This is a genomic window from Rubrivivax albus, assembly GCF_004016515.1.
Lineage (GTDB): Bacteria > Pseudomonadota > Gammaproteobacteria > Burkholderiales > Burkholderiaceae_C > Rubrivivax > Rubrivivax albus.
Map to the genome: position 1 here is coordinate 110874 of NZ_SACT01000008.1, position 25751 is coordinate 136624.

25 protein-coding genes are annotated in these 25751 nt (G+C 71.3%); 14 read left to right on the top strand and 11 right to left on the bottom strand.

The annotated features are described in order from the left end of the window. Positions 1–64: 64 nt before the first annotated feature. Genes ENE75_RS19985 through ENE75_RS19995 form a run of 3 tightly spaced genes read left to right on the top strand, consistent with a single transcriptional unit; the run spans position 65 to position 2429 of the window. Positions 65–745, top strand: a complete 681-nt coding sequence (locus ENE75_RS19985) for a TIGR04283 family arsenosugar biosynthesis glycosyltransferase (protein WP_233259185.1) — start codon at positions 65–67, stop codon at positions 743–745. Further along, positions 745–1383, top strand: a complete 639-nt coding sequence (locus ENE75_RS19990; RefSeq protein WP_128200112.1) for a TIGR04282 family arsenosugar biosynthesis glycosyltransferase — start codon at positions 745–747, stop codon at positions 1381–1383. The genes ENE75_RS19985 and ENE75_RS19990 overlap by 1 nt, the downstream gene beginning before the upstream one ends. Then, positions 1380–2429, top strand: coding sequence for a phosphotransferase family protein (locus ENE75_RS19995; RefSeq protein WP_128200113.1), 1050 nt, complete (start codon positions 1380–1382; stop codon positions 2427–2429). The genes ENE75_RS19990 and ENE75_RS19995 overlap by 4 nt, the downstream gene beginning before the upstream one ends. Positions 2430–2432: 3 nt before the next feature. Here ENE75_RS19995 and ENE75_RS20000 read toward each other — a convergent pair whose 3' ends face one another. Together ENE75_RS20000 and araD are read right to left on the bottom strand one after the other, a co-directional pair. Then, positions 2433–3479 carry a nucleoside hydrolase gene (locus tag ENE75_RS20000; protein WP_128200114.1) on the bottom strand — a complete coding sequence of 349 codons (1047 nt, stop codon included), beginning with the start codon at positions 3477–3479 and terminating at the stop codon, positions 2433–2435. A gap of 15 nt (positions 3480–3494) precedes the next feature. After that, the gene (gene araD / locus ENE75_RS20005; protein WP_128200115.1) at positions 3495–5237 is read right to left on the bottom strand and encodes an L-arabinonate dehydratase; all 1743 of its coding nucleotides are present in this window, start codon (positions 5235–5237) and stop codon (positions 3495–3497) included. Between the two features lie 146 nt (positions 5238–5383). On the opposite strand from araD, the gene ENE75_RS20010 reads away from it, so the two are divergent. The 3 genes from ENE75_RS20010 to ENE75_RS20020 all read left to right on the top strand — a co-directional run bounded on the left by ENE75_RS20010 (position 5384) and on the right by ENE75_RS20020 (position 8920). Continuing rightward, positions 5384–6811 carry an aldehyde dehydrogenase (NADP(+)) gene (locus ENE75_RS20010; protein ID WP_128200116.1) on the top strand — a complete coding sequence of 476 codons (1428 nt, stop codon included), beginning with the start codon at positions 5384–5386 and terminating at the stop codon, positions 6809–6811. 23 nt (positions 6812–6834) lie between these two features. Next, positions 6835–7545 (top strand): ribonuclease activity regulator RraA, encoded by a 711-nt coding sequence (locus tag ENE75_RS20015; RefSeq protein WP_128200117.1) that lies wholly within the window; start codon positions 6835–6837, stop codon positions 7543–7545. Positions 7546–7642: 97 nt separating this feature from the next. Beyond that, positions 7643–8920: a Zn-dependent hydrolase gene (locus ENE75_RS20020; RefSeq protein ID WP_128200118.1), complete on the top strand. Its 1278-nt coding sequence runs from the start codon at positions 7643–7645 to the stop codon at positions 8918–8920. 94 nt (positions 8921–9014) lie between these two features. On the opposite strand, the gene ENE75_RS20025 is transcribed toward ENE75_RS20020, so the two are convergent. The 8 genes from ENE75_RS20025 to urtA all read right to left on the bottom strand — a co-directional run bounded on the left by ENE75_RS20025 (position 9015) and on the right by urtA (position 17626). Beyond that, positions 9015–9935, bottom strand: a complete 921-nt coding sequence (locus ENE75_RS20025) for an alpha/beta fold hydrolase (protein WP_128200119.1) — start codon at positions 9933–9935, stop codon at positions 9015–9017. Beyond that, positions 9932–10750, bottom strand: coding sequence for a 2-keto-4-pentenoate hydratase (locus ENE75_RS20030; RefSeq protein ID WP_128200120.1), 819 nt, complete (start codon positions 10748–10750; stop codon positions 9932–9934). The genes ENE75_RS20025 and ENE75_RS20030 overlap by 4 nt, the downstream gene beginning before the upstream one ends. Before the next feature lie 197 nt (positions 10751–10947). After that, the gene (locus ENE75_RS20035; RefSeq protein ID WP_128200121.1) at positions 10948–11826 is read right to left on the bottom strand and encodes a prenyltransferase; all 879 of its coding nucleotides are present in this window, start codon (positions 11824–11826) and stop codon (positions 10948–10950) included. A gap of 45 nt (positions 11827–11871) precedes the next feature. After that, complete coding sequence (gene urtE, locus ENE75_RS20040) at positions 11872–12597, bottom strand: urea ABC transporter ATP-binding subunit UrtE (protein ID WP_128200122.1); 726 nt, start codon at positions 12595–12597, stop codon at positions 11872–11874. Continuing rightward, entirely contained in the window at positions 12587–13426 is an 840-nt protein-coding gene (urtD, locus tag ENE75_RS20045; protein ID WP_128200123.1) for an urea ABC transporter ATP-binding protein UrtD, read from the bottom strand. Before urtD ends, urtE begins: the two co-directional genes overlap by 11 nt. Next, complete coding sequence (urtC, locus tag ENE75_RS20050) at positions 13423–14517, bottom strand: urea ABC transporter permease subunit UrtC (protein ID WP_128200124.1); 1095 nt, start codon at positions 14515–14517, stop codon at positions 13423–13425. Before urtC ends, urtD begins: the two co-directional genes overlap by 4 nt. Positions 14518–14743: 226 nt before the next feature. After that, positions 14744–16345 carry an urea ABC transporter permease subunit UrtB gene (gene urtB, locus ENE75_RS20055; protein ID WP_128200125.1) on the bottom strand — a complete coding sequence of 534 codons (1602 nt, stop codon included), beginning with the start codon at positions 16343–16345 and terminating at the stop codon, positions 14744–14746. A 15-nt stretch (positions 16346–16360) separates the two neighbouring features. Next, on the bottom strand, positions 16361–17626 hold the full coding sequence (gene urtA, locus ENE75_RS20060; RefSeq protein WP_199232370.1) for an urea ABC transporter substrate-binding protein: 1266 nt from the start codon (positions 17624–17626) through the stop codon (positions 16361–16363). A gap of 305 nt (positions 17627–17931) precedes the next feature. On the opposite strand from urtA, the gene cuyA reads away from it, so the two are divergent. From cuyA to ENE75_RS20090, 6 genes are read left to right on the top strand one after another with little or no spacing between them, the layout of a single operon-like run. Then, entirely contained in the window at positions 17932–18939 is a 1008-nt protein-coding gene (gene cuyA, locus ENE75_RS20065) for a D-cysteate sulfo-lyase (protein WP_128200126.1), read from the top strand. Positions 18940–18986: 47 nt separating this feature from the next. Continuing rightward, the gene (gene dctP / locus ENE75_RS20070; RefSeq protein WP_128200127.1) at positions 18987–19973 is read left to right on the top strand and encodes a TRAP transporter substrate-binding protein DctP; all 987 of its coding nucleotides are present in this window, start codon (positions 18987–18989) and stop codon (positions 19971–19973) included. A 7-nt stretch (positions 19974–19980) separates the two neighbouring features. Further along, the gene (locus ENE75_RS20075; RefSeq protein WP_128200128.1) at positions 19981–20487 is read left to right on the top strand and encodes a TRAP transporter small permease; all 507 of its coding nucleotides are present in this window, start codon (positions 19981–19983) and stop codon (positions 20485–20487) included. Between the two features lie 15 nt (positions 20488–20502). Next, on the top strand, positions 20503–21804 hold the full coding sequence (locus ENE75_RS20080; protein ID WP_128200129.1) for a TRAP transporter large permease: 1302 nt from the start codon (positions 20503–20505) through the stop codon (positions 21802–21804). After that, a complete protein-coding gene (locus tag ENE75_RS20085) occupies positions 21801–22574 on the top strand; it encodes an alpha/beta fold hydrolase (protein ID WP_199232371.1) in 774 nt (257 codons plus the stop codon). The genes ENE75_RS20080 and ENE75_RS20085 overlap by 4 nt, the downstream gene beginning before the upstream one ends. Positions 22575–22623: 49 nt before the next feature. After that, positions 22624–23562 (top strand): LysR family transcriptional regulator, encoded by a 939-nt coding sequence (locus tag ENE75_RS20090; RefSeq protein WP_158289021.1) that lies wholly within the window; start codon positions 22624–22626, stop codon positions 23560–23562. A gap of 27 nt (positions 23563–23589) precedes the next feature. Here ENE75_RS20090 and ENE75_RS20095 read toward each other — a convergent pair whose 3' ends face one another. Further along, the gene (locus ENE75_RS20095) at positions 23590–24060 is read right to left on the bottom strand and encodes a tellurite resistance TerB family protein (protein ID WP_128200131.1); all 471 of its coding nucleotides are present in this window, start codon (positions 24058–24060) and stop codon (positions 23590–23592) included. A 44-nt stretch (positions 24061–24104) separates the two neighbouring features. On the opposite strand from ENE75_RS20095, the gene ENE75_RS20100 reads away from it, so the two are divergent. Together ENE75_RS20100 and ENE75_RS20105 are read left to right on the top strand one after the other, a co-directional pair. Beyond that, entirely contained in the window at positions 24105–24890 is a 786-nt protein-coding gene (locus tag ENE75_RS20100; protein ID WP_128200132.1) for a hypothetical protein, read from the top strand. Further along, entirely contained in the window at positions 24890–25744 is an 855-nt protein-coding gene (locus tag ENE75_RS20105) for an FkbM family methyltransferase (RefSeq protein ID WP_128200133.1), read from the top strand. Before ENE75_RS20100 ends, ENE75_RS20105 begins: the two co-directional genes overlap by 1 nt. Positions 25745–25751: the final 7 nt, after the last annotated feature.

A 25751-nucleotide genomic window follows, 5' to 3' on the forward strand; every position in this document is an offset into this window, starting at 1 on the left:
CCCTCTGAAACGAGTATAGAAGTCCGGCGGCGAAAGAACCGCGCCTGCCACACGACAATGGGGCGTGCCCGACACCCCGCGCCTGTCCATCGTCGTGCCGATGCTCGATGAAGCCGGGCAGATCGGCGCGCTGCTGGCGTCCCTGTCGCCGCTGCGCGCGCAGGGCGTCGAGGTGATCGTCGTCGATGGCGGCAGCCGCGACGACAGCGTGGCGGCGGCCCAGGGCCACGCCGATGCCGTGCTGAAGGGGCAGCGCGGCCGCGCGCGCCAGATGAACCATGGCGCGGCCCAGGCGCGTGGGGCCGTGCTGCTGTTCCTGCACGCGGACACGCGGCTGCCGCCCGATGCCCTGGCGGCGGTGCAGCAGGCGTTGGTGCGCCGGGTCTGGGGCCGCTTCGACGTGCGCATCGTGGGCCACAGCGCGATGCTGCCGGTCGTCGCGGCGTTGATGAACCTGCGCTCGCGGCTCACGGGCATCGCGACCGGCGACCAGGCCCTCTTCGTGCGGCGGGAAGCCTTTGACGCCGTCGGCGGCTTCCCGGACCAGCCCTTGATGGAGGACATCGAACTCTCGCGCCGCCTGCGTGCCCTCGGCCGCCCGGCCTGCCTGCGCGCGCGCGTGGCGACCTCCGGCCGCCGCTGGGACACCCGTGGCGCCTGGCGCACGATCTGGCTGATGTGGCGGCTGCGCTGGCGTTACTGGCGCGGCGCCGCGCCCGACGTGCTGGCGCGCGACTACCGCTGATGCGCTGCGCCGTGGTGGTGATGGCCAAGGCGCCGGTGCCGGGACAGGCCAAGACGCGGCTGATCCCGGCGCTCGGTGCGGACGGTGCGGCCCGGGTCGCGGCCGCGGGACTGGATGCGACGCTGGCCGCGGCCCGCGACGCGGCGCTGGGGCCGGTGCTGCTGGCTGCGGCGCCGCACGCGCGACACCCGGCGCTGCAGCGCTGGGCCGGCCAGGTCGACACCGTCGACCAGCCCGAGGCCGACCTGGGCGCGCGCATGCAGGCTGCCGTGCAGGCCGGCCTGTCCCTAGCCGAGGCCGCGCTGGTGGTCGGCACCGATGCCCCGGCACTGGACGCGGCGCGGCTGCGCGAGGCCGCCGCTGCGCTGCAGCGGGCCCCGGTGGTGCTCGTGCCGACCTTCGACGGCGGCTACGTGGGCGTGGGCGTGCATGGCGACGCCTGGCGACGGCAAGGCGCGTTGCGCGGCGCGCTCTTCGACCCGCTGCCCTGGAGCACGCCGGCCGTGCTGTCGGCCACGCAGGCGCGGCTGGCGGCCTGCGGCGTGACGCCGGCGCTGCTGCCGCCGGTGCACGACATCGACACCCCCGACGACCTGGCCTGGCTGCCAGCGCACTGGCAGCGGGACACCCCGCGATGAACGACCCACTGATCGATGCGCTGCGAGCCGCGTTGCCCGTCGCCGGCATCGATGTCGACGGACTCGCGCTGCAGCGCCTGCCCGACACCGGACTGGCCCACGACCACGTGCGCCTGGTCGGCCATGGCCTGCTGGCGCGCGTGCCCAAGCAGAGCCAGATGGGTCTGGCCGCGGCCGACAACCTGGCCTATCAGGCCGCCTGCTTCACACGCGCGGCCGCCGGCGGGCACGCACCGCGGTTGCACGGCGTGCTGGCGCCGCGCCCGGGCACGCCGCTGGCGCGCGGGGCGCTGCTGGTGCAGGAGATCACCGGCCAGCCGCTGCCGCTGCCCCACGGGCTGCCGGCCCTCGTGGAGGCACTGGCCGCGCTACACAGGCTGCCGCTGCCACCCACCGCCGCACGCGCACCGCTGCTGGACCCGGCCGACCCACTGGCCGCGCTGGCCGCCGAGATCGACGCGCAGGCCGGGCACCTGGACGCTGCCGGCCTGGCGCCGGCCGCGCGCCGCGGCATCGACGGCGCGCTGACCGACTGGCAGCGCACGCTGGCCGCGCCGGTACGGCCACCGAAGCGCCTGATCAGCTTCGACGCCCACCCGGGCAACTTCATGCTCGAGCCCGACGGCCGCGCCGTGCTGGTGGACCTGGAGAAGGCCCGCTACGGCCCTCCGCCGCTGGACCTGGCCCACGCGACGCTCTACACCTCCACCACCTGGGACGTCGCCACCCATGCCGATCTGCCCCTGGCCGCCGTGCGCGACGCGCAGTCCCGCTGGCTCGCCGCAGTGGGTGAGCCCGATGTCTGGCGCCCGTGGCTGCTGCCGCTGCGCAACGCGATGTGGCTGTGGGCCGTGACCTGGTGCGCCAAGTGGCGCGTGCAGTCCGGCGCGGCACGGTCGGCGCGCGCCGACGGCGAGGACTGGTCCGCCGAGCGCAGCGACCCCGCGCTGGTGGCCCATGTGCGCGGCCGGGTGGACCACTACCTGTCACCGGCTGGCGTGGCGCGCGTGCTCGATGAGTTGTCGGCGCTGCGCCAGGATGGCTGACGCTCAGCGCGGCAAGGCGTCCAGCCGCGAGAACAGGTCGCCGAAGATCGCGTCGCGGTCCACCGCCCAGGCCTCGCGCATCCACGGCCGGTCGGCATCACCCGGCTGCCAGCGCAGGTCGTCGCCCAGCCCCGGGGTGCGGACGAGATCGGTCGGCACCCAGGCCGGGTCCAGCAGCCAGGCCACGCAGATCAGGTCCCAGATCACCCAGCTGTAGGCCGGGCGGTCGTGCACGCCGGTGGTGCCGGTCAGCGGCCACAGCGGGTTGTGCATGAACAGTTCGAACAGCGCATCGCCCAGCCCGCCGGCGCCGCCCCGCCCGGGCAGGGCACGTTCCGCGTCGGCGGCCGACAGCCGCAGTTGCGCACCGATGTGGAAGCCCGGCAGGTAGACCAGCGGCACGCCGCTGCCCAGCAGCACGCGCGTGGCCGCGAGGTCCTGCTCCAGGTTGAAGGCGCGGTTGGGCTGCGGCGCGTGCGACGGGAAGCCCGCCGTCCACACCACCACCAGGCGGCGCACCAGTTCCGGCGCCAGCAGCAGCGCCGCCGCGATGTTGGTGGGGCAACCCAGCACCAGCACGTACAACGGGGTCGCGTCGTCGGCCGCCTCGGCCAGCGCGATCAGGCGGTCGACGGCCGCCGTGCGTTCCGGTTGGCGAGGATCCAGGTAGCGCGTGGCGCCGGCGCAGGCCAGCTGGTCGAGTTCGGCCTCGGCCAGCCCGGTCAGCGCGCCGATGCGCCGGATCTCGTCCAGGCTGCGCCACATGCCGTCGCCCGGCGGCGCGAACGCGGGCATCGCCGCGGCCGTGGCGTCGTCCCAGCCGCGCAGCGCCTGCAGCGCAGCGCGCCGATGGGCGAACGAGAACGGGGCGGCCAGCAGCGCCTGAACGTCCAGGCGCTCGCGCGCCAGCAGCGCCCAGGCCAGCGCGAACTGATCGTCGATCTCGTTGGCGGCGTCGGTGTCGATGACCACAGACGGCCGCCGTGAACGGTCGCCCCACGGCGCCAGGCGGGCCAGGCGCAGGTCTTCCGGCAGGGTCGGAAACAGCATCGGCGGCACGTGGGCTCAGTAGATGTCCGGCTCGCCGGGGTTGGGCCCGAACTCCGCACGCAGGAAGTCGAAGTCGCAGCCCTTGTCGGCCTGCTCGATGTGGCGCGCGAACATCCAGCCGTAGCCGCGGTGGAAGCGCGGCGGTGGTGGTGTCCATGCGGCACGGCGGCGTGCGAGCTCCTCGTCGGAGACCACCATGTTCAGCGTGCGCGCCGGGATGTCGAGCTCGACGATGTCGCCGTTGCGCAGCAGCGCCAGCGGTCCGCCCACGTAGGCTTCCGGCGCCACGTGCAGCACGCAGGCGCCGTAGGAGGTGCCGCTCATGCGCGCGTCCGACAACCGCACCATGTCGCGCTGTCCGCGCTTGAGCAGAGCCTTGGGCATCGGGATCATGCCCCACTCCGGCATGCCGGGGCCGCCCTGCGGGCCGGCGTTGCGCAGCACGAGCACGGTGTCGGGGTGGATATCCAGGTCCTCGTCGTCGATGATCTTCTTGAGTTCCGGGTAGCTGTCGGCCACCAGGGCCGGCCCGCGGTGCTGGTAGTACTTGGGGTCGCAAGCCGCGGGCTTGATCACCGCGCCGTCGGGCGCGAGGTTGCCGCGCAGCACGGCCAGCGAGCCCTCGTGGTAGACAGGGTTGTCCAGCGGGCGGATCACGTCGGCGTTGAAGACCTTGGCCTCGGCGATGTCCTCGCCCAGCGTGCGGCCGCTGACGGTGCGCGCGCCCAGGTCCAGCTTGTCGCTCAGGGTCTTCATCAGCGCCGGCAGGCCGCCGGCGTAGTAGAAGTCCTCCATCAGGTAGCCCTGGCCGGCAGGCCGCACGTTGGCGATCAGCGGCGTGCTGCGGCCGATGGCGTCCAGCTCGTCCAGCCCCAGCGGCACGCCGGCGCGACGCGCCATAGCGATCAGGTGGATGATGGCGTTGGTGCTGCAGCCGGTGGCCATGGCCACGGTGACGGCGTTCTTCACCGCCGCGGGCGTCAGGATCTGGTCGGGCGTCAGGTCCTCCCACACCATTTCGACCGCGCGGCGGCCCGCCGCGGCACACATGCGCGGGTGATTCGCGTCTGGCGCCGGGATCGAGCTGGCGCCGGGCAACGTCAGGCCCATGGCCTCGGCGATGGCGGTCATCGTGGATGCCGTGCCCATCGTCATGCAGTGGCCGTGCGAGCGCGCGATGCCACCCTCCACGCCCAGCCACTGCGCCTTGGTCAGGTGGCCGGCGCGGCGCTCGTCCCAGTACTTCCAGGCGTCGGTGCCGGAACCCAGGGCCTGGCCCTGGAAGTTGCCGCGCAGCATGGGGCCCGCGGGGATGTAGACGAAGGGCAGGCCCATGCTCAGCGCGCCCATCACCAGCGCCGGCGTGGTCTTGTCGCAGCCGCCCATCAGCACCGCGCCGTCCACCGGGTGGCAGCGCAGCAGCTCCTCGGTGTCCATGGCCAGCATGTTGCGGTAGAGCATGGTCGTGGGCTTGACCCAGCTCTCCGACAGGCTGAGCGCCGGCAGCTCGATGGGGAAGCCTCCCGCCTGCAGGATGCCGCGCTTGACGTCGTGCACGCGCTCCTTGAAGTGCAGGTGGCAGGGCTGTGCGTCGGACCAGGTGTTGACGATGGCGATCACCGGCTTGTCGGCCCAGTCCTCCGGGCCGTAGCCCATCTGCATGGTGCGCGATCGGTGGCCGAAGGAGCGCAGGTCGTCGGGCGCGAACCAGCGCGCGCTGCGCAGGTCGGCGGGGGTCTTGCGGCGTGGGGTGGTCATGGGTGGAAGGTTAACGGCGCGCTGGGCGGGCCGGCGGGCGCAGCATGCGCTTCCCTGCGCAGCGGCTCTGGTGGTTTTCCCGAGGCCGGCGCCTGCGACCACGCTGATCGCCGCCAGGCCGGCGCATCACGGTGAACAATGCACCGATGACCCTGACCGACCACACCCCCGCGCAGATCGATGCCACCGTCGCCGCGGCCGCCGCAGCGGCCGACAGCTTCGCCGCCAGCGATGCCAGCACCCGTGCCGCGCTGCTGCGTGGCCTGGCCGATGCGCTGGAAGCCGCGCGAGACACCCTGGTGCCGCTGGCCGACCGCGAATCGCACCTGGGCCCGGTGCGCCTGAACGGCGAGCTGGACCGCACCGCCTTCCAGCTGCGCGGCTTCGCCACACGCGTGGAGGCCGGCGATCCTTTCGCGCACGTCGACGACCCGGCCGTGGCCGGCGGTCCGCCGGTCGGCCACCCGGCGCTGCTGCGCGTGCGCCAGCCGCTGGGCCCGGTGGCGATGTTTTCGGCCAGCAACTTCCCGTTTGCCTTCTCGGTGCTGGGTGGCGACACGGCCTCGGCACTGGCCGCCGGCTGCCCGGTGGTCGTCAAGGGCCACCCGACCCACCCCGAGCTGACGCGCGCGACGGCCGAACTCGCTTCGGGCGTCGTGCAGGGGCTCGGCCTGCCCGCCGGCGTGTTCGGCCTCGTCGAAGGTGCCGCGGTGTCGGTGGGTGTGCACCTGGTGCAGCACCCGGCCATCGCCGCCGTGGCCTTCACCGGCAGCTTCCGCGGCGGTGCGGCGCTGCAGGCCGTCGCCAACGCCCGGCCGCGGCCGATCCCGTTCTTCGGCGAGCTGGGGTCGATCAACCCGGTGGTCGCGCGCCCTGCCGTGCTGGCGGCGCAGGGCCCGGCCCTGGCCACCACGCTGGCCGGGTCCATCACGCTGGGCTGCGGGCAGTTCTGCACCAGCCCGGGCGTGATCGTGCTGTTCGACGATCCGGCGTCGGACGCCTTCGTCGAAGCATTGGCCGCCGCGCTGGCCGAGACCCGCCCGCACACGATGCTCACGCCGGGCATGCGCGCCAATTTCGACGCCGGCGTGGCGCGCTGGGCGGCCACGCCCGGCGTGCAGTGGCGCGTGGCGCCGACCGAAGGCGACGACGCGCCGACGCCGGCGCTGGCCGTCACCGACGCCACCGCCTTCACCACCACGCCGGCACTGCACGACGAGGTCTTCGGCCCCGCCGCGCTGGTGGTGCGCGTGGCGTCCACCGACGAAGCCGTGGCCGTGCTGCACGCCGTCGGCGGCAGCCTCACGGTCACGCTCTGGGGCGCGGACACCGACGATGCAGACACACGCACCCTGGTGCGCGCCGCCATGCAGACCGCCGGCCGCGTGCTGTTCAACGGCGTGCCCACCGGCGTGGCCGTCACCGCCGGCCAGCAGCACGGCGGGCCCTGGCCCTCGTCCACGCGCGCCGAAACCACGTCCGTGGGCTGGGCGGCGATGGACCGCTTCCTGCGCCCGGTGGCACTGCAGGACGCACCGGCCTGGCTGCGCGACCTGGGCGGCCGCCCCTGCTGAACCCAACGCACCCGAAAGTCGCCATGAACCCCGAGACCCGACAGAAACTGATGGGCGTGAGCACCGCCACGCTGTGCACCGCCCTCTACAAGCGCGGCCTGCGCCAGCAGTTCATCCAGGACGTGCGTCCGCTCAACCCCGGCCTGCCCAACATGGTGGGCCCGGCCTTCACGCTGCGCTACATGCCGGCGCGCGAGGACCTGAACCCGATCACCGTGTTCGAGGATCGCGGCCACCCGCAGCGCAAGGCGGTGGAAACCTGCCCGCCCGGTGCCGTGTTCGTGATCGACAGCCGCAAGGACGCACGCGCCGCCTCGGCCGGCGGCATCCTGGTCAGCCGCCTGATGAAGCGCGGCGTGGCCGGCGTGGTGACGGATGGTGGCTTCCGCGACAGCCCGGAGATCGCGAAGCTGTCCATCCCGGCCTATCACCAGCGGCCGAGTGCGCCCACCAACCTGACGCTGCACCAGGCCATCGCCATCGACGAGCCCATCGGCTGCGGCGACACGCCGGTGTTCCCGGGCGACATCGTGGTCGGTGATGCCGAGGGCGTGGTCGTCATCCCGGCCGGCATCGCCGACGCGATCGCCGACGAGGCGGTGGCGATGACGGTGTTCGAGGACTTCGTGCAGGAGAAGGTGCTGGAGGGCCGCAGCATCCTCGGCCTGTACCCGCCCACCGACCCGGCGACCAAGGACGAGTTCGCGGCCTGGAAAGCCACCAAGGGGCGTTGACGTCGCCCGCCCGACGGCTCGCTCGTCCCTTCACCGTCCGTGTCCGCCATCGCGGCCCGCGACTTGCATTGAGCAGCCGACCCTTCGATTGCCGCCGATGAACGCCCCCCACCCTGTACCCGCCACCCACCACCCACGCATCGACCCCGACCGCCTGTGGGCCAGCCTGATGGCGCTGGCCGAGATCGGCGCGACGCCCAGGGGCGGTGTCTGCCGCCTGGCGCTGAGCGACCTGGACCGCCAGGCGCGCGATCTTTTCGTGCGCTGGGCCGGCGAGGCTGGCTGCACGCTGCGCGTGGACGCCATTGGCAACATCTTTGCGCAGCGTGAGGGCACCGACCCGAGCCTGCCCGCGGTGGCCACCGGCAGCCACATCGACACGCAGCCCACCGGCGGCAAGTTCGACGGCAACTACGGCGTGCTGGCCGGGCTGGAGGTGCTGCGCACGCTGAACGACCACGGCGTGCGCACCGTCGCGCCGCTGGAACTGTGCGTGTGGACCAACGAGGAAGGCTCGCGCTTCGTGCCGGTGATGATGGGCTCGGGGGTCTACGCCGGTGCCTTCTCGCTGGAACACGCGCTGGCCGCCACCGACCGCGAAGGCGTCAGCGTGCGCGACGCGCTTGGCGCCATCGGCTACGCCGGCGCCGCACCGGCCGCGCTGGCCGACGGCGCACCGCGCTTCGGTGCCTTCTTCGAGGCCCACATCGAGCAGGGTCCGGTGCTGGAGGACAGCGGCGACGTGATCGGCGTGGTCACCGGCGCACTGGGCCAGCGCTGGTACGACGTGGTGCTGACCGGCATGGAAGCGCACGCCGGCCCGACGCCGATGGACCTGCGCCGCGACGCGCTGCAGGCCGCGCTGCCGCTGATGCAGGCGGTGGACGACATCGCGCGCGCCGAAGCGCCGCATGCCCGCGGCACGGTCGGCTGGGTGCAGGTGTTCCCCAATTCACGCAACACCATCCCCGGCCGCGTCAGCTTCACGGTGGACTTTCGCCACACCGACGACGCCGGCCTGGCGCGCATGGATGCGGCGCTGCGCGATGCCGTGGCCAAGGTGCAGGCCAACGGCCGCGTGGCGGTGGACCTGCAGCCGGTGGTGTATTTCCCGCCCGCGCCCTTCGACCCCGCGCTGGTGGACCGCGTGCGCGCCGCCGCCGCCCGCCACGGCCTGCCGCACCGCGACATCGTCAGCGGCGCGGGCCACGACGCGGTCTACGTGGCGCGCACCGCACCCACGGCGATGGTCTTCGTGCCGTGCAAGGACGGCATCTCGCACAACGAGATCGAGGACGCGCGGCCGGAGCACCTGGCCGCTGGCTGCCAGGTGCTGCTGGAGGCGATGCTGGAAACCGCCGGGCGCGGGGCATAGACACTGCCCTCGACGAACCTCACGACGGTTGGCTTCCGGCCCTCGAACCCACCCGCACGCCCAGCAGTGTGCGGGGTCGGCGCCCAGCCGGTGTTCAGTCGGTGGACTTGGCGTCGCCCTGGTTGGCACCCGCCATCAGGGCCAATACGGCTTCGGCGAAGTCCACAGGCGCCTCCTGCGGCAGGTTGTGGCCGACACCGTCGATCACGCGGCGCGCGTAGGGGCCGGTGAAATGCGGCCGGTGGCGCAGCGAGCCATCGGCGCGCATCACGCCGTCGCTGCCGCCTTCGAGCGTGATCGTCGGCACGGTGATCGGCGGCCGGTCGCACAGCCGTTGCTCGACCATGTCGCAGGCCGGGTCGCCGGCCACGAGGCCGTAGCGCACACGGTAGGAATGCACCACGACGTCGACGAAGTCCGGGTTGTCGAACGCCGCGGCGGTTCGGTCATAGGTGGCGTCGTCGAAGCGCCACTCGGGCGACCAGAGTCGCCACAACAGTCGGCACAGCGCTTGCCGGTGCAGGGCCAGGCCAGCGCGACCCCGCTCGCTGTGGAAGTAGTACTGGTACCACAGGCGCTGCTCGTCCTCGGGCGCCGCCGGTGTCATCGCGCTGGGCACGTGGTGCACGTTGTAGCCGCCACCGGTGACCAGACCGGCCACGCGCCCCGGCCACAGGGCCGCGACGATGCAGGCCGCACGGCCGCCCCAGTCGTAGCCGGCAAGCACGGCCTGCGGGATCTCCAGCACGTCCAGCAGCGCCAGCAAGTCCATCGCCAGCGCCGCCTGCTGGCCCGAGCGTGGCGTCGCCGGCGACAGGAAGCGCGTGGCGCCGTAGCCGCGCAGCCAGGGCACGACCACGCGGCAGCCGGCGGCCACCAGCGGCGGCACCACCGCGTCGAACGCACGCACGTCGTAGGGGAAGCCGTGCAGCAGCACGACCGCCGGGCCGTCCAGCGGGCCATGCTGCTCGAAGGCCACGCGCAGCACGCCGGCATCGACGTGGTGGATCGTCATGAGCGTTCCGCGCCGTCGTCGGCCAGGGCGATCTCGATGCGGCCGAACTGGCCGTAGTCCGCCACGACCCTGTCGCCCGGCACCACCTGCAGCGGCACCATGCAGGTGCCGCAGGACGCCCAGTCGCCGGCCTGCAGGCCCACGCCCAGGCGTGAGAGCTCGTTGGCCAGCCAGGTCAGCGCGGTGACCGGCCCGCCGAGCAGCGCACGGCCTTCGCCGGCACGCGTATAGCGGGTCGAGCCGTCGGTGCCGGTGACGACGGCGGTCACCGCATGCGCGGCCAGGTCCGCATCGCGCCACACGGCCGGCGCCTCGGGCCCGAAGGCAAAGCGCCCGCAGCAGGCGTCGTCGGCGATCAGCTGGGCCTGCCCGGCGTGCACGAAGTCGGCGAAGCGGGAATCCGGCAGCTCGAAGGCCGGGTGCAGGCTGGCCACAGCCGCGAGCACCTCCGCCTCGACGTAGGGCGTCGAGCGTGGGGGCAGCGGCGACCCCATGCGGAAGGCGAATTCCGGCTCCACCACGCGCATGCGGTTGCCGGCCAGGCTCAGCACGGCGCCCATGGGTTCGACGAAGCTGCCCAGGATGCGCCCGGCCAACGGCCCATCCACGCCGATGTGCGCCTGCCCCGCGGCGCTGGTGGCGGCGATCTTCCAGCCCACCACTGGCGTACCGGCCACCGCCGGCAGCAGCGCCTGGATGGCGTGGCCCGCGGCGGCATCGGCCGGCCGCAGCGTCGGCGGCAGGCCGTCGATCACCGTGCCGGACTGGCGGCAATGCCAGAGCAGACGGGCAGCGTCTTCCCATTCGCGTGTCATCGGGTCTCCATCGGTTCGATCCGCATGGTGCCAGAGCCCCGCGCGATGCAGCTTGGCACGCCCCGTATCGGCGACAACCGGCCTCGTCAGCCGCTGGCCAACGCGTCGATGCGGGCCACCACCGCGTCGCTCAGCACCGCGTGCGGCCACCGACGCGGCGACGGCATCCAGCCGTGCCAGCAGGTCCGGCGCCGCGGTCATGCCGGCATCCACCACAGCCCCAGCGCAGCCAGCAGCGGCGTGGCCAGCGTGAGCGCCACGTTGCGGGCCATCGTGGGCAGCAGGGCCGGGATGTCGTCGGCGTGCCGGTGCGCGCCGCGCGCCACGACCAGCGCCAGCGGCACCGTCAGCCCGCACAGCAGCACGCCGGCCGGCAGCACACCCGCCAGCACCCCGGCCACCGGCGCGGCATAGGCGACCACGAACAGGCCGGCGAGCAGCCGCGCGGCCCAGGCTCGGCCGCGCAGCATCGGCAGGTGGCGGCGACCCACGGTGCGGTCGGCATCGACGTCCGGGAACTGGTTGAGCAGCAGCAGGCCGCTGGCCAGCGCCATCGGCATCAGCGACACCAGCAGCGCCCCGGCACTGGCCGCGCCGTTCAGCGCCACCGCGGTGCCGGCCGTCATCAGCGGCCCGAAACCCAGGCCGGGCGCCAGCAGGCACAGCCAGGGGCGGTGCGTGATCCAGGGCGTGTAGCCGACCACCAGCGCCAGCCCCACCACGCCATAGGGCAGCAGACCCGGGCTGCGCTGCAGCAGCCACAGGCCGATGCCACCGCACAGCGCCATCAGCAGCACGCCCAGCGCGAGCACGCCGGCGGCCGCCTGCGGCTGCGCCGGCAGGGCGCCGCTGCCGCCGGAGAACGGCGTGCGCGTGGTGCGCAGGTCCAGGCCGCTGCGGAAGTCGTGCCATTCGTTGAGCAGGTTCACAGCGGCATGGGCGGCCAGGGCACCGACGGTCACCAGCAACAGCACCAGGCCATCGCGTGGCGGCGCTGCCACCGCGGCGCCGAGTGCCACGCAGACCACGGCCAGCAGCAGAAAGGGCAGGCGCATCGCGCCGAGCATGGGCGGCATCGGCGCGATGGTAGAGCCGCCGGCCCGCACGGGGCGGCACCCTCGTCAGATCGACATGCGGTCCTTGACGCCGTCGGCCGCCATGTCCACACCGCGCCCGCGCATCACGATCTCGCCACGCTCCATCACCAGGTACTGGTCGGCCAGTTCGGCGGCGAAGTCGTAGTACTGCTCCACCAGCACCACCGCCAGCGGCTGACCCCCGATGCCCTGATCGGCCAGCATGCGCAGCGTGCGGCCGATGTCCTTGATGATGCTGGGCTGGATGCCTTCGGTGGGTTCGTCCAGGATCAGCAGCTTTGGGCCGGGCGCCAGTGCGCGCGCGATGGCCAGCTGCTGCTGCTGGCCGCCGGAGAGGTCGCCACCGCGCCGGTGCAGCATCTGCTTGAGCACCGGAAACAGTTCGTACAGCACCTCGGGCACCCGCGCCGAACCCGGCCGGGTGGCCAGGCCCATGCGCAGGTTCTCCTCCACCGTCAGCCGGTTGAAGATCTCGCGCCCCTGAGGCACGTACCCAATGCCGCGCTTCACGCGCTCGTACGACGGTGCGGCGGTGATGGCCTGACCGTCGAAGGTGATGCTGCCGCTCCTGACCGGCACCACGCCCATCAGGCTCTTGAGCAGCGAGGTCTTGCCCACGCCATTGCGCCCGAGCACCACCGTGATCTCGCCGGCACGGGCTTCGAACGACAGGCCGCGCAGGATGTGGCTGCCTCCGTAGTACTGGTTCAGGCCCTCGACCTGCAGAAGTGCGGAGGTGTCAGCGGCCAAGGTACACCTCGATCACCTTCTCGTCGGCCTGCACGTCGGCCAGCTTGCCTTCGGCCAGCACGCTGCCCTCGTGCAGCACGGTCACGGTCTTGCGTCCTTCGGTGAGCTGCTCGACGAAGTGCATGTCGTGCTCGACGACGACCAGCGAGTGCTGGCCTTCCAGCGACAGGAACAGCTCCGCCGTGCGCTCGGTCTCCTCGTCGGTCATGCCGGCCACGGGCTCGTCCAGCAGCAGCAGCACCGGGTCCTGCATCAGCAGCATGCCGATCTCCAGCCACTGCTTCTGGCCGTGGCTCAGCAGGCCCGCGGTGCGCGTGCCCTGGTCCTTCAGGTGGATCAGCGCCAGCACCTCGTCGAGCCGGTCGCGCTGCGCACCGGTCAGCTTCGCGAACAGGGCCGCCCGCACGCGGCGGTCGGCCTTGAGCGCGAGCTCCAGGTTCTCGACCACGCTGAGCTGCTCGTAGACGGTGGGCTTCTGGAACTTGCGGCCGACGCCGACCTGCGCGATCTGCGGCTCCTTGAGCTGCAGCAGGTCGATCGTCGAGCCGAAGGTGACCTTGCCGGCATCGGGCCTCGTCTTGCCGGTGATGACGTCCATCATGGTCGTCTTGCCGGCGCCGTTGGGGCCGATGATGCAGCGCAGCTCGCCGACGTCGATGGTCAGGCTCAGGTCGTTCAAGGCCTTGAAGCCGTCGAAGCTGACGCTGATGTCCTCGACGTACAGCGCCACGCCGTGGCGGAAGTCGGGGCCTTCCTGCAGCACGGCGCCAGTGCGGCCGCGCGCGGTAGCCATACGCTCGGCACCGGCACGCATCAGGTCGGGCGTCATGTGCGCTCCTCCGGCTTGCGACCGCGCAGCTTCGCGACCAGGCCCACCAGGCCCTGCGGCAGGAACAGGGTCACCGCGATGAACAGCGCGCCCAGGAAGTACAGCCAGTACTCCGGGAAGGTCTGCGTGAACCAGCTCTTGGCGCCGTTGACGAAGAAGGCGCCGACGATGGGGCCGATCAGCGTGCCACGCCCGCCCACCGCCGCCCAGATCGCGATCTCGATGCTCGCCGCCGGCGTCATCTCGCTGGGGTTGATGATGCCCACCTGCGGCACGTACAGCGCGCCGGCGATGGCGCACATCACGGCACTGAGCGTCCAGATGCTGAGCTTGTAGGCCACGGGGTCGTAGCCGGTGAACATGACGCGGCTCTCGGCGTCGCGGATGGCCTGCAGCACGCGGCCGTAGCGGCTGGTGACGATGGCGCGCGCCATGACGAAGAAGCCGATCAGCACCACCGCCGTGAGCACGGCCAGGAACACGCGCATCTCGCCGGTGGCGATGGGCACGCCGAGGATGCGCTTGAAGTCGGTGAAGCCGTTGTTGCCGCCGAAGCCGGTCTCGTTGCGGAAGAACAGCAGCATCGCCGCGTAGGTCAGCGCCTGCGTGATGATGGAGAAGTACACGCCCTTGATGCGCGAGCGGAACGCGAACCAGCCGAACACGAAGGCCAGCAGGCCCGGCACCGCCACCACCAGGATCATCTGCAGGATGAAGCTGTCGCTCCAGGCCCAGTGCCAGGGCAGTTCCTTCCAGTTCAGGAACACCATGAAGTCGGGCAGCTCGCTCTTGTACTGGCCGTCGGTGCCGATCTGGCGCATCAGGTACATGCCCATGCCATAGCCGCCGAGCGCGAAGAACAGCCCGTGGCCCAGGCTCAGGATGCCGGTGTAGCCCCAGATCAGGTCCATGGCCAGCGCGGCGATGGCGTAGCACAGGATCTTGCCGATGAGGCTGACCATGGCGTCGGACAGGTGCAGCGCGCTGTCCGGCGGCACCATCAGGTTCAGCACCGGCATGCCGACCACGACCGCCAGCAGTGCGGCGAGCACGGCGGTCCAGCCTTGGGGGGAAAGCAGGCGGGTGTTCATCGGGGTCGGGGGGCTGCTTTCGACCCAAAGCGGCCGGTGAAGTGCGGTCGGCCGGAAGGCCGACTCGTCAATCTGGCTGGAGTCCCCCTCCCGGAGGGGGGCTGGCGGGGAGCCGTCGAACGCGCTGGAGCCCCTTCTCGGAGGGGGCTCGGGGGAGCCCACGGAAGTCGGGTCGCCAGACCCAAAGCAGCCGAAGGCTGCTTTGGGTCGAATGCCACCGTTGCCTTCATGCCTCGGCACTCCGCCCCTTGACCGCAAAGATCCCCTGCGGCCGCTTCTGGATGAAGCCGATGATGAACACCAGCACCATGATCTTGGCCAGCACGGCCCCCTGCCAGCCTTCGAGCAGCTTGTTCAGCAGGCCCAGGCCCAGGCCGGCGTAGACGGTGCCGGCCAGCTGGCCCACGCCACCCAGCACCACCACCATGAAGCTGTCGACGATGTAGCCCTGGCCCAGGTCCGGCCCCACGTTGCCCACCTGGCTGAGCGCACAGCCGGCCAGCCCGGCGATGCCGGCGCCCAGCGCGAAGGCGTAGGTGTCCACGCGCGCCGTGTGCACGCCCACGCAGGCGGCCATGCGGCGGTTCTGCGTCACGCCGCGCACGAACAGGCCCAGCCGGGTGCGCGCGATCAGCAGCGCCATGCCGGCGAGCACCAGCGCCGCGAAGATGCCGATGGCGATGCGGTTGTAGGGCAGGATCAGGTTGGGCAGCACCTGCCAGCCGCCGGACAGCCAGGCCGGGTTCTCCACCGCCACGTTCTGCGCGCCGAAGATCGAGCGCACCGCTTGCATCAGGATCAGGCTGATGCCCCAGGTGGCCAGCAGCGTCTCCAGCGGACGGCCGTAGAGCCAGCGGATCACGCCGCGTTCCAGCACCGCACCGACGGCCGCACTGGCCAGGAAGGCCACGGGGATGGCGGCCAGTACGTAGTAGTCGAACAGCTCGGGCAGAAAGTTGCGGAACAGGTTCTGCACCACGTAGGTGGCGTAGGCGCCGATCATGATCAGCTCGCCGTGCGCCATGTTGATGACGCCCATCAGGCCGTAGGTCACCGCCAGACCCAGGGCCGCCAGCATCAGGATCGAGCCCAGGCTCAAGCCGGTGAACATCACGCCCAGGCGCTCGCCCCAGTCCAGCCGGCCGCGCACGGCCTTCAGCGCCGCGTCGAGCGCGGCGCGCACCTCGGGGTCGGCCTCGCCGCCATCGGCCAGCCGTTCCTGCAGCAGGCTGGCCACAGCCGGCTGGCCGCTGGCCGCCAGCGTGGCCGCGGCCTTCAGGCGCAGGGCCTTGTCCTCCGACGAGATCTGGATCGTGGCCTGCAGCCGTGTCAGCTTTTCCTGCAGGTCGGCATCGGTCTCGCGGGCCAGGGCCTTCTCCACCAGGGGCAGCTGGTCCTCGTCGAGCGAGGCGCGCAGCAGGTCGTCCACCGCGGCTCGGCGCTGCCCCAGGTCGGGCGACGCCAGGTTCAGGCCCGACAACGCCGCCTGCAGCGCACCACGCAGGCGGTTGTTGAGCATCGGCTCCTCGGCCGCTTCCGGCAGCGTGGCCGCAGCGCCGGTGACGGCATCGGTCACGCTGTCACCGTTCGGGCCCTGCACGCGGTACACGCGCTGCTCGTCGAAACGGATCTCCTCGTCGAGCAGTGCCTGCACGAAGGCCGCGAGCGCCGGGTCCCCGGCCGCCGCGGCGGTGTTGAGCGCGGCGATGCGCTCGTCGCTGTCGCCCTGCACGATCGCCAGCGCTTCCGGCTGGGTCAGGGCCGCCACGCGGCCGGCCACCAGGGCCAGCAGCGCAGCGATCAGCAGGGTCGACAGCCTCCTCAGCACGATGGGCCGCCAGGATTACTTCTTGGCCGGCTCGTTGACCTTGCCCTTGTTCTCGGGGATGTAGTCGCTCCACGGGTCGGCCACCACCGGGCCCTTGGTCTTCCACACCACGTTGAACTGGCCGTCGGCCTTGACCTCGCCGATGAACACCGGCTTGTGCAGGTGGTGGTTCTTCGCGTCCATCGTGGACATGAAGCCGCCCGGTGCCGGGAAGGTCTGGCCGGCCATCGCGGCGATGACCTTGTCGGTGTCCGTGCTCTTGGCCTTCTCCACCGCCTGCGCCCACATGTGCATGCCGATGTAGGTAGCCTCCATCGGGTCGTTGGTCAGCGGCTTGTCCTTGTGGCCCGGGATGGCCTTGGCCTTGGCGTAGTCGCTCCACTTCTTCACGAACGCGGTGTTGGCCGGGCTCTTGATGCTCATGAAGTAGTTCCACGCGGCCAGGTGGCCCACCAGCGGCTTGGTGTCGACGCCGCGCAGCTCCTCCTCACCCACCGAGAAGGCCACCACCGGCACGTCCGTGGCCTTCAGGCCCTGGTTGCCCAGCTCCTTGTAGAACGGCACGTTGGAGTCGCCGTTGATGGTGGAGACGACGGCCGTCTTCTTGCCTTCGGACGCGAACTTCTTGATGTTGGCGATGATGGACTGGTAGTCGGAGTGGCCGAAGGGGGTGTACTCCTCCATGATGTCCGACTCGGGGATGCCCTTGGCCTTCAGGAAGGCGCGCAGGATCTTGTTCGTGGTGCGCGGGTAGACGTAGTCGGTGCCCAGCAGCACGAAGCGCTTGGCGCCACCGCCGTCCTTGCTCATCAGGTATTCGACGGCGGGGATGGCCTGCTGGTTGGGCGCGGCCCCGGTGTAGAACACGTTCTTGCTGAGCTCCTCGCCCTCGTACTGCACAGGGTAGAACAGCAGCGAGTTCAGTTCCTCGAACACCGGCAGCACGCTCTTGCGCGAGACGCTGGTCCAGCAGCCGAAGACCGCCGCCACCTTGTCCTGGCTGATCAGCTGGCGGGCCTTCTCGGCGAACAGCGGCCAGTTCGACGCCGGGTCCACGACCACGGGCTCGAGCTTCTTGCCCAGCACGCCGCCCTTGGCGTTGATCTCGTCGATCGTCATCAGCGCCACGTCCTTGAGCACGGTCTCGGAGATGGCCATCGTGCCCGACAGCGAATGCAGGATGCCGACCTTGATGGTGCCCTGGGCCTGGGCGAGGCTGGTGAAACCGAGGGCGCAGGCGGCAGCGGCCAGCGCGGTGATGGAACGGCGGGACAGGTTCATGGCAGGAGGCTCCGTCTGGGTGGGGTCGTGGATGAATGACTCGCAGTCTGGCGACGAAGCCCCTGCGCACCTATACGCAAGGTGGCGTAGTCCGGGCGTGATCGCCCGGCCAGACCACCGGGGCCGACGCGACCCACCGCACACCCGCGGTGCAGCTCGCGCACCGTCGCGCATCAGACTGCGCCCGCCCCGATGCCTTGCCTCGGTGCACTATGCAAGAAGCGAAAAATACGGACCGATAAATCGATTGGACCTCCGCGCCCCGCCGCCGCACCATCTGGCGCAACACAACACCGGAGACCGTCGTGGACCTCGCCCGCTTCCCCCGCATCCGGCTCGGGCACCTCCCCACGCCGCTGGAGCCGATGGACAACCTGTCCAGGGCGCTCGGTGGCCCGCGCCTGTGGATCAAGCGCGACGACTGCACCGGCCTGTCCACCGGCGGCAACAAGACGCGCAAGCTCGAGTTCCTGATGGCCGAGGCCGTGGCGCAGAAGGCCGACGTCGTCATCACGCAGGGCGCCACGCAGTCCAACCACGCGCGGCAGACCGCCGCGGCGGCCGTGCGCCTGGGCATGCAGTGCCACATCCTGCTGGAAGACCGCACCGGGAGCACCGACCCCAGCTACACCGGCAACGGCAACGTGCTGCTGGACCACCTGCACGGCGCCAGCGTCGAGACCCGCAAGGGTGGCAGCGACATGCAGGCCGAGATGGAGACCTTGGCCGCCCAGCTCCGCGACCAGGGCAGGCGCCCCTACGTGATCCCGGGCGGCGGGTCGAACCCGGTGGGCGCGCTGGGCTACGTGAACTGCGCGCTGGAACTGGTGGCGCAGGCGGCCGATCGCGGCCTGCGCATCGACCATCTGGTGCACGCCACCGGCAGCGCCGGCACGCAGGCCGGCCTGGTGGTCGGGCTGCAGGCGCTGAACCACTCGGCCCGGCTGTTGGGCATCGGCGTGCGCGCGCCGCGCGAGAAGCAGGAAACCATGGTGCACGACCTGGGCCGCCGCACCTGGGACCTGCTGGGCCTGCCGGGCGACCTGCCGCGCGAGGCCGTGGCCGCCAACTGCGACTACGTCGGCGCCGGCTACGGCGTACCGACGCCGGGCATGGTCGAGGCGGTGACGCTGCTGGCCCGCACCGAGGGCCTGCTGCTGGACCCGGTCTACTCCGGCAAGGGCATGGCCGGGCTGATCGACCTCATCCGGCGCGGCCACTTCAAGCCCGACGAGAACGTCGTCTTCCTGCACACCGGCGGTTCGGTCGCGCTGTTCGGTTACCCCGCCACCTTCCCGGCCACGGCGGCCTGATTCACGTTCCCCTCAACCTTCCGCTCACCCACCCTGGAGATCCGACGATGAAGCGTTCCTGCCTCACCCTGGCCCTGCTCGGCGCCCTGGCCGTCGCCGCCCCGTTGACGGCGGCGGCGCAGACCACGCTGCGCCTGTCCACCTACGTCAACGAGGTCGACATCCGCTACCAGGGCTTCAAGAAGTTCGGCGAGCTCGTGGCCGCCAAGACGCAGGGCCGCGTGAAGGTGGAGGTCTTCCCCTCGTCCACGCTGCACGGCTGGAGCGAGGGCGTGGACGCGGTGCTCGGCGGCGTCTCCGACATCAGCTGGATGCCGGCCGACAAGCGCCTGCCCTGCTACCGCGTGACCTCGCTCTACCCGATGGTCGTCGACATGAGCAAGCAGATCGAGCTGGATGCCGCCTATGCGGCGCTGGTGAAGGACGAGGCGGCCAAGGTCGGCCTGATGCCGCTGATCAACTCCAACTACTCCTACGACCAGGAGTGGTGGTTCAAGACCAAGGACGCCGACCTCTCCAAGCTCGGCGGCAAGCTGGTGCGCTCCATCGGCCCGCTGGTGTCGATGATGATCGAGACCTGGGGCGGCAAGCCGGTGTTCGTGGCGCCCAAGGAGGTCTTCCAGTCGGCCGAGCGCGGCGTGGTCGACGGCATCAACATGGGCGTGGCCACCTACAGCGCTTGGAAGCTCTGGGGCGTGATGCCGCACATGGTCAAGGCCAACCTCTTCTACGGCAACATCATCTACATGATCAACAAGAAGAAGTTCGACGGCCTAAGCGCCGCCGACCAGGCCGCCGTGCTGGCGGCAGCGCGCGAGTCCGAGGTGTGGCTGAAGCCGGAGTACGAGAAGTTCGTCGACACCAGCATCGCCGACGCCGTGAAGCAGGGCGGCACGGTGACCGCCGTGGCGCCGGCCAAGCGCAAGGCCATGGTCGACGCCATCGCCGCCAAGTGGACACCCGAGGTCGACGGTGCCTGCGGCGCCGAGATGGCGGGCAAGGTGCGCGCGCTGTTCGCCAAGAACGGGCTCTGAGCGGGACATGCTGGGCAGCGCGCTGCACGGTGTCGAGCGGCTGGCCGTGTGGCTGGCCGGGCTCGGCGCGGCCATCATCGTCGTGCAGATGGCCTGGATCTCGTACGGCGTGTTCATGCGCTACGTGCTGTCCAGCCCCGACGGCACGGTGACCGAGGCCACCGCGCTGCTGCTCTTCCCCGCCGCCTTCCTGGGCCTGGCCTACGCGCTGAAGGAGGACGCCTACCCCAAGGTGTCCTTCCTGCCCGATGCGCTGGGCCCGGGCGGGCGCAAGGCGCTGGAAGTGCTGAACCTGCTGCTGATGCTGGCGGTGGGCGGCTTCTTCGCGATCGCGGCCTACGACGCGACGCTGAAGTCCTGGGACTCCGGCGCCGCGTCGGAGATCCTGCTCTGGCCGCGCTACCTGTTCTGGGCGCCAGGCGCACTGGCGCTCATCGTCTTCACGCTGCACGTCGCCCTGAAGCTGGCGGTGGTGCTGACCTCGCCGGCCGACGCGTTCCGGCGTCCCGGCTGAACCAGGAGCGCGCGCATGGAGTGGTACCACGTCGGCATCGGGCTGCTGGGCCTGCTGATGCTGTTCATCGGCATCGGGCTGCCGATCCCGTTCGCGCTGGCGGCGGCGTCGATGCCCTTTCTCTTCTACATCCAGGGCTGGTCCACGGCGCTGGTCAGCAGCGAGCTCAAGCTCTGGGGGGTGTGGATCGACTACATCCTGCTGGCGGTGCCGTTGTTCGTCTTCCTGGGCGAACTGATCGGCCGCTCGTCCATCGGGCCCAACCTCTACCAGTTCATGCACCGCGGCGTGCGCGTGCGCGGCTCGGCGGCCTACGGCAGCATCGCCGCCTGCGCCGGCTTCGGCGCCGTGTGCGGTTCGTCGATGGTGGGCTCGCTGACCATCGGCGGCGTGGCGCTGCCGGAGATGAAGAAGCTGGGCTACGACAGCCGCCTGGCCAGCGGCGTGCTGGCCGCCGGCGGCACGCTGAGCGTGCTGATCCCGCCGAGCCTGATCCTGCTCTTCTACGGCATCGTCACCGACACCTCGATCGGCGAGCTGTTCATTGCCGGCATGGTGCCGGGCCTGGTGCTGGTGCTGCTGTTCTGCGTGGTGGTCTACGTCTGGGGCCGCCTGTACCCGTCGCACATCCCGGAGGTGGACCGCACGGCGCGCAGCAGCCTGCGCCAGATGGCCATCTCGGTGGGCCCGATCTTCCTCATCGGGCTGGTGATCACGCTGTCCATCTACACCGGCATCGCCACGCCCACCGAGGCCGCCGGCGTGGCGGCGCTGCTGACCATCGTGCTGGCCTTCGGTGTCGGCGGGCTGACCATCCAGGGCTTCCAGGACGCGCTGATGGCCACCATGCGCACCATGGGCTACCTGGGCCTGCTGCTGTCGGCCGGCGTGCTGTTCGGCTTCGTGCTCACCTACTACCGCGTGCCGCAGCAGTTCACCGAGCTGTTCCTGGCCTGGGAGCTGGGGCCCTACATGGTGCTGGCCATCGTCATCGCGTTCTACATCGTGCTGGGCATGTTCCTGGAGCCGGTGTCGATGACCTTCATCACCCTGCCCACGATCTTCCCGCTGATGCAGGCCGCGGGCTTCGACATGATCTGGTTCGGCATCGTCTACACGATCACGATGGAGATCGCGGTGCTCACGCCGCCGGTGGGCCTGAACCTCTACGTGATCCAGGGCATCAGCCGCGGCACTATCGCCATCGGCGAGGTGATCCACGGCTGCCTGCCCTTCATCGCCAGCATGGTGGTGCTGATCGCGCTGCTGATCGCGCTGCCGGAGACCGCCACCTGGCTGCCCGCGACGCTGAAGTGAGCACCGCGCCGGTCCTGCCGTACCGCCGCGCCGGCCGCGGCCCGGCGCTGGTGCTGGTGCACGGCTACCTGGGCGGCTCGGCGCAGTGGTCGGCCGAGGTCGCGCAACTGCAGGACGGCTTCGACGTGATCGCGGTGGACCTGGCCGGCTACGGCCAGGCGAACGCGCTGACCGCGCCTACCGCGATGGCCAACCATGCCCGTGCCGTACTGGCCACGCTGGACCACCTGGGCGTCGGCCGTTTCCACCTGCTGGGTCACTCGATGGGCGGCATGGTGGTGCAGGACCTGGTGCACCAGGCGCCGCAGCGCGTGGATCGCCTGGTGCTGTACGGCACCGGGCCGCTGGGGTCGATCCCGGGGCGCTTCGAGACCATGGCCCGCTCGCGCGAGCGCCTGGCCGCCGACGGCGTGGCCGCCACGGCGCGCCGCATCTGCGCCACCTGGCTGCTGGACCAGGCTGAATCGCCGGCCTACCCGGCGCTGGCCGACCTGGCCACGCAGGCCAGCGCACAGGCGACCGAGGCCGGGCTGTGGGCGATGGAAGGCTGGGATGGCCGCGCATGGCTGCCGGACATCGCCGTGCCGACCCTGGTGCTGTGGGGCGAGCACGACCGCAGCTACGGCTGGAGCCAGTTGGAGCAACTGTGGCGCGGCATCCCCGGTGCGTCGCTGGCCGTGGTGCCGGCCTGTGCCCACGCGCTGCACCTGGAGCGGCCGGCGTTGTTCCAGTTGCTGGTGCGCGAGTTCCTGGAGAGCGCCCGCCGCTGAGGCCACAGCTCCGCCACCGACAATGCAGGCCGACCACCGGAGCGGCAGCATGGAACTGAAGTGGCTGGACGACTACATCGCGCTGATCGACACCGGCAGCTTCTCGGCCGCTGCGCAGCGTCGGCACGTGTCGCAGCCGGCCTTCTCGCGCCGTATCCAGATGCTCGAGGCCTGGCTCGGCGTGACGCTGATCGACCGCAGCCGCAAGCCGCTGCGCATGACGCCGCTGGCTGCGGAGCACCAGCGTGCCTTCCGCAGCCTGGTGGCGCGCATCTACGAGTTCCGCGCCACGCTCAACGCCGCGGCGGTGGACGGCACCGGCATCACCATCGCCGCACAGCACACGCTGGCGGCGGCCTACGTGCCCGGTGTGCTGGCCCGGCTGCAGAGCCTGAACCCCGGCCAGCGCTACCGCATCCGATCCGAGAACCGCACCGACAGCGTGGCCATGCTGATGCGCGGCCAAGCCGAGATCCTGATCACCTACGAGACCGCGCAGACGCCCTGCGGCATCCCGGCGGCCCTAGCCCGGCGCGAAGTGCTTGGCAGGGACGAACTCGTGCTGGTCGCCAACCCGGGTCTGCACGACAGCCTGAGCCGCGCCGTCGCCGCCAGCGCGGTGCCGATGCTGTGCTTCCCGCCGGAGAGCTTCTTCGGCCAGGTCGTGCGCGCCGACGCGATGCCCGAGCTGATGCGGCAGCGCCCGGTGGTGGTGCGCTGCGTCAGCGAGTTCGCGATGGGCCTGCGGGAGCTGGCGCTGATCGGCCAGGGCGCGGCCTGGCTGCCGGCGTCGCTGATCCACGACGACCTGCGGCACAGGCGGCTGCTGCCGCTGCCCGCGCTGGGGCAGTCGGTGGCCATGGACATCGTCGCCTACCTGGCCACGCCGGAAGGCCTGGACCGGGCCGACCTGGAAGCGCGGCTGCAGGCGCTGCGTGCGGCGGGTGCCGCACGCAGCCCACGCCGTCCGCGGCGCGGCGGGCTCTGAGGCCAGTACCGGCGGCCCGCCCCGGGCTCAACCGTCGCTGCCGCCGCCGTCGCGGGCGCGGATGCGCGCGTGCTGCAGCGCTGCCTGCGGCACGTGCAGCAGGTCGGCGATGCGCCACATCACGTGCCGCTCGTGCGCATCCAGCGTGCCGTCGGCATAGGCCACCTCCCACATCAGCTCGACCATGCGCAGCTTGCGCGCCATGTCGAAGTGGCGGTTGATGCGGTCGGTGAAGGCGAACAGGTCGGTGGCCTGGCGCGCCGTGGCCTCGGCCAGTTCGGCCAGGCGCGCCGCCTCGTCAGCGGCCAGCCCGAACTTCTCGCGCAGCGCGGCCAGCACCTTGGCGCGTTCGGCATCGTGGAAGGCCGGGTCGGCCCGCATCACCTCCACCAGCATCACGGCCGTGGCCAGCTGCAGCGCGTGGTCTTCGGACGCCGGGTCGGCGCCGGGCGCCGGTGGCAGCAGGCTGTCGAACAGGTCCTTCAACGACTTGAGCATGCGGCCATGATGGCACGGCGGGCACGGGTAGACTTCCGCCCTCGATGGACACCCCCGTCAGCATCCTGTGCATGAAATGGGGCTCGATGTACGGGCCCGAGTACGTGAACCACCTGCGCGAAGGGGTGTCGCGTCATCTGAAGCGTCCGCACCGCTTCGTCTGCTTCACCGACGACGCCACCGGCCTGCGTGCCGACGTGGAGGTGCGCCCGCTGCCCGAACTGGGCCTGCCGCCCGGGCATGGCGACAAGCGCTGGCAGAAGCTGGCGCTGTTCCGCCGCGACCTGGCCGACGTGACCGGCACCGCGCTGTTCCTGGACCTGGACCTGGTGATCGTCGACGACCTCGAGCCCTTCTTCGCGCTGCCGGGCGACTTCTTCATCATCCGCGACGACGACCTGTTCCGCCCCAAGCCGCTGCGCAGGCTCAAGGACGCCGAGCGCGACCGTTTCCTGGCCACCGTGGGCAACAGCTCGGTGTTCCGCTACACCGTCGGCGCGCACGCCTACATCCTCGACGCCTTCGTCGCCGACCCGGCCGCGGCCACCGCGCGCTACCGCCTGTCGCAGCAGTTCCAGAGCGCGCAGCTGGCGGCTCATGACCACCTGCACTACTGGCCGCGAGAGTGGTGCGTGAGCTTCAAGAACCAGTGCGTGCCGCGCGGGCTGAGGAGCTTCACCGCCGACCCGGCGTTGCCACCGGGCGCGCGCATCGTGGTCTTCGCCGGCAACCCGAAGATGAGCGAGGTGCTGGCCGGTGGCGGGCAGAAGTGGTACCGCCGCATCGGCAACGTCGACTGGCTGCGCGCGGCCTGGAAAGGAAACGCCTGATGGGCCGCCCACGCGCTCCCGTGCCGGAATTCGACGACCAGCGCCCCTGGGGCGCGTACCCGCCATCGGCTGGCATCGCAGCCGCGCTGGCGCTGTCGCACCGCATGCCGGCGGCGCTGTCGGCCTTGACCAAGCTGCTGCGCCGGCCGGTGAAATACGGCTGGGCCACGCCGCTGGACCTGGAGGTCTGGGGCCTGAAGCTGCGCCTGCTGCCGCGCGGCAACATGTCGGAGCAGAAGCTCTACACCAGCCCCAAGCTGTTCGACCGCGACGAGTTCGCGCTGCTGGCGCAGCGGCTGAAACCCGGCGGCGTATTCGTCGACGTGGGTGCCAACGCCGGCATCTACAGCTTCTGGGCCCACCGCTGCATGCAGGGCCAGGGCCGCATCGTCGCTGTGGAGCCCGACCCCGAGATGCGCCGGCGGCTGAGCTTCAACCTGCACAGCAACGGCATCACCGCCGTCGACCTCTGCCCGGTGGCGCTGAGCGACCACGAGGGCACCGCCGAGCTGCAGGTCAACCCGCGCCAGCGCGGCCAGAACACGCTGGACCTGGGCGAGGCGCAGCGCGCCGGCGGCGCACGCGAAAGTCTCACCGTGCCGCTGACCACGCTGCTGGCGCTGCTGCAGTGCAAGGGCGTCGCCAAGGTCGACGTGCTGAAGATCGACATCGAAGGCCACGAGCCGCCGGTGCTGCGCCACTTCCTGACCCATGCGCCGGAGTCGATGTGGCCCGGCGCGGTGATCAGCGAGTTCAAGGACCAGACCGCGGCCGACATCCTGGGCCTGTTCGCCGAGCGCGGCTACCGCCGGCGCGAGACGACCAAGCTCAACTTCATCCTCGAACGCGGCTGAGGCCGGC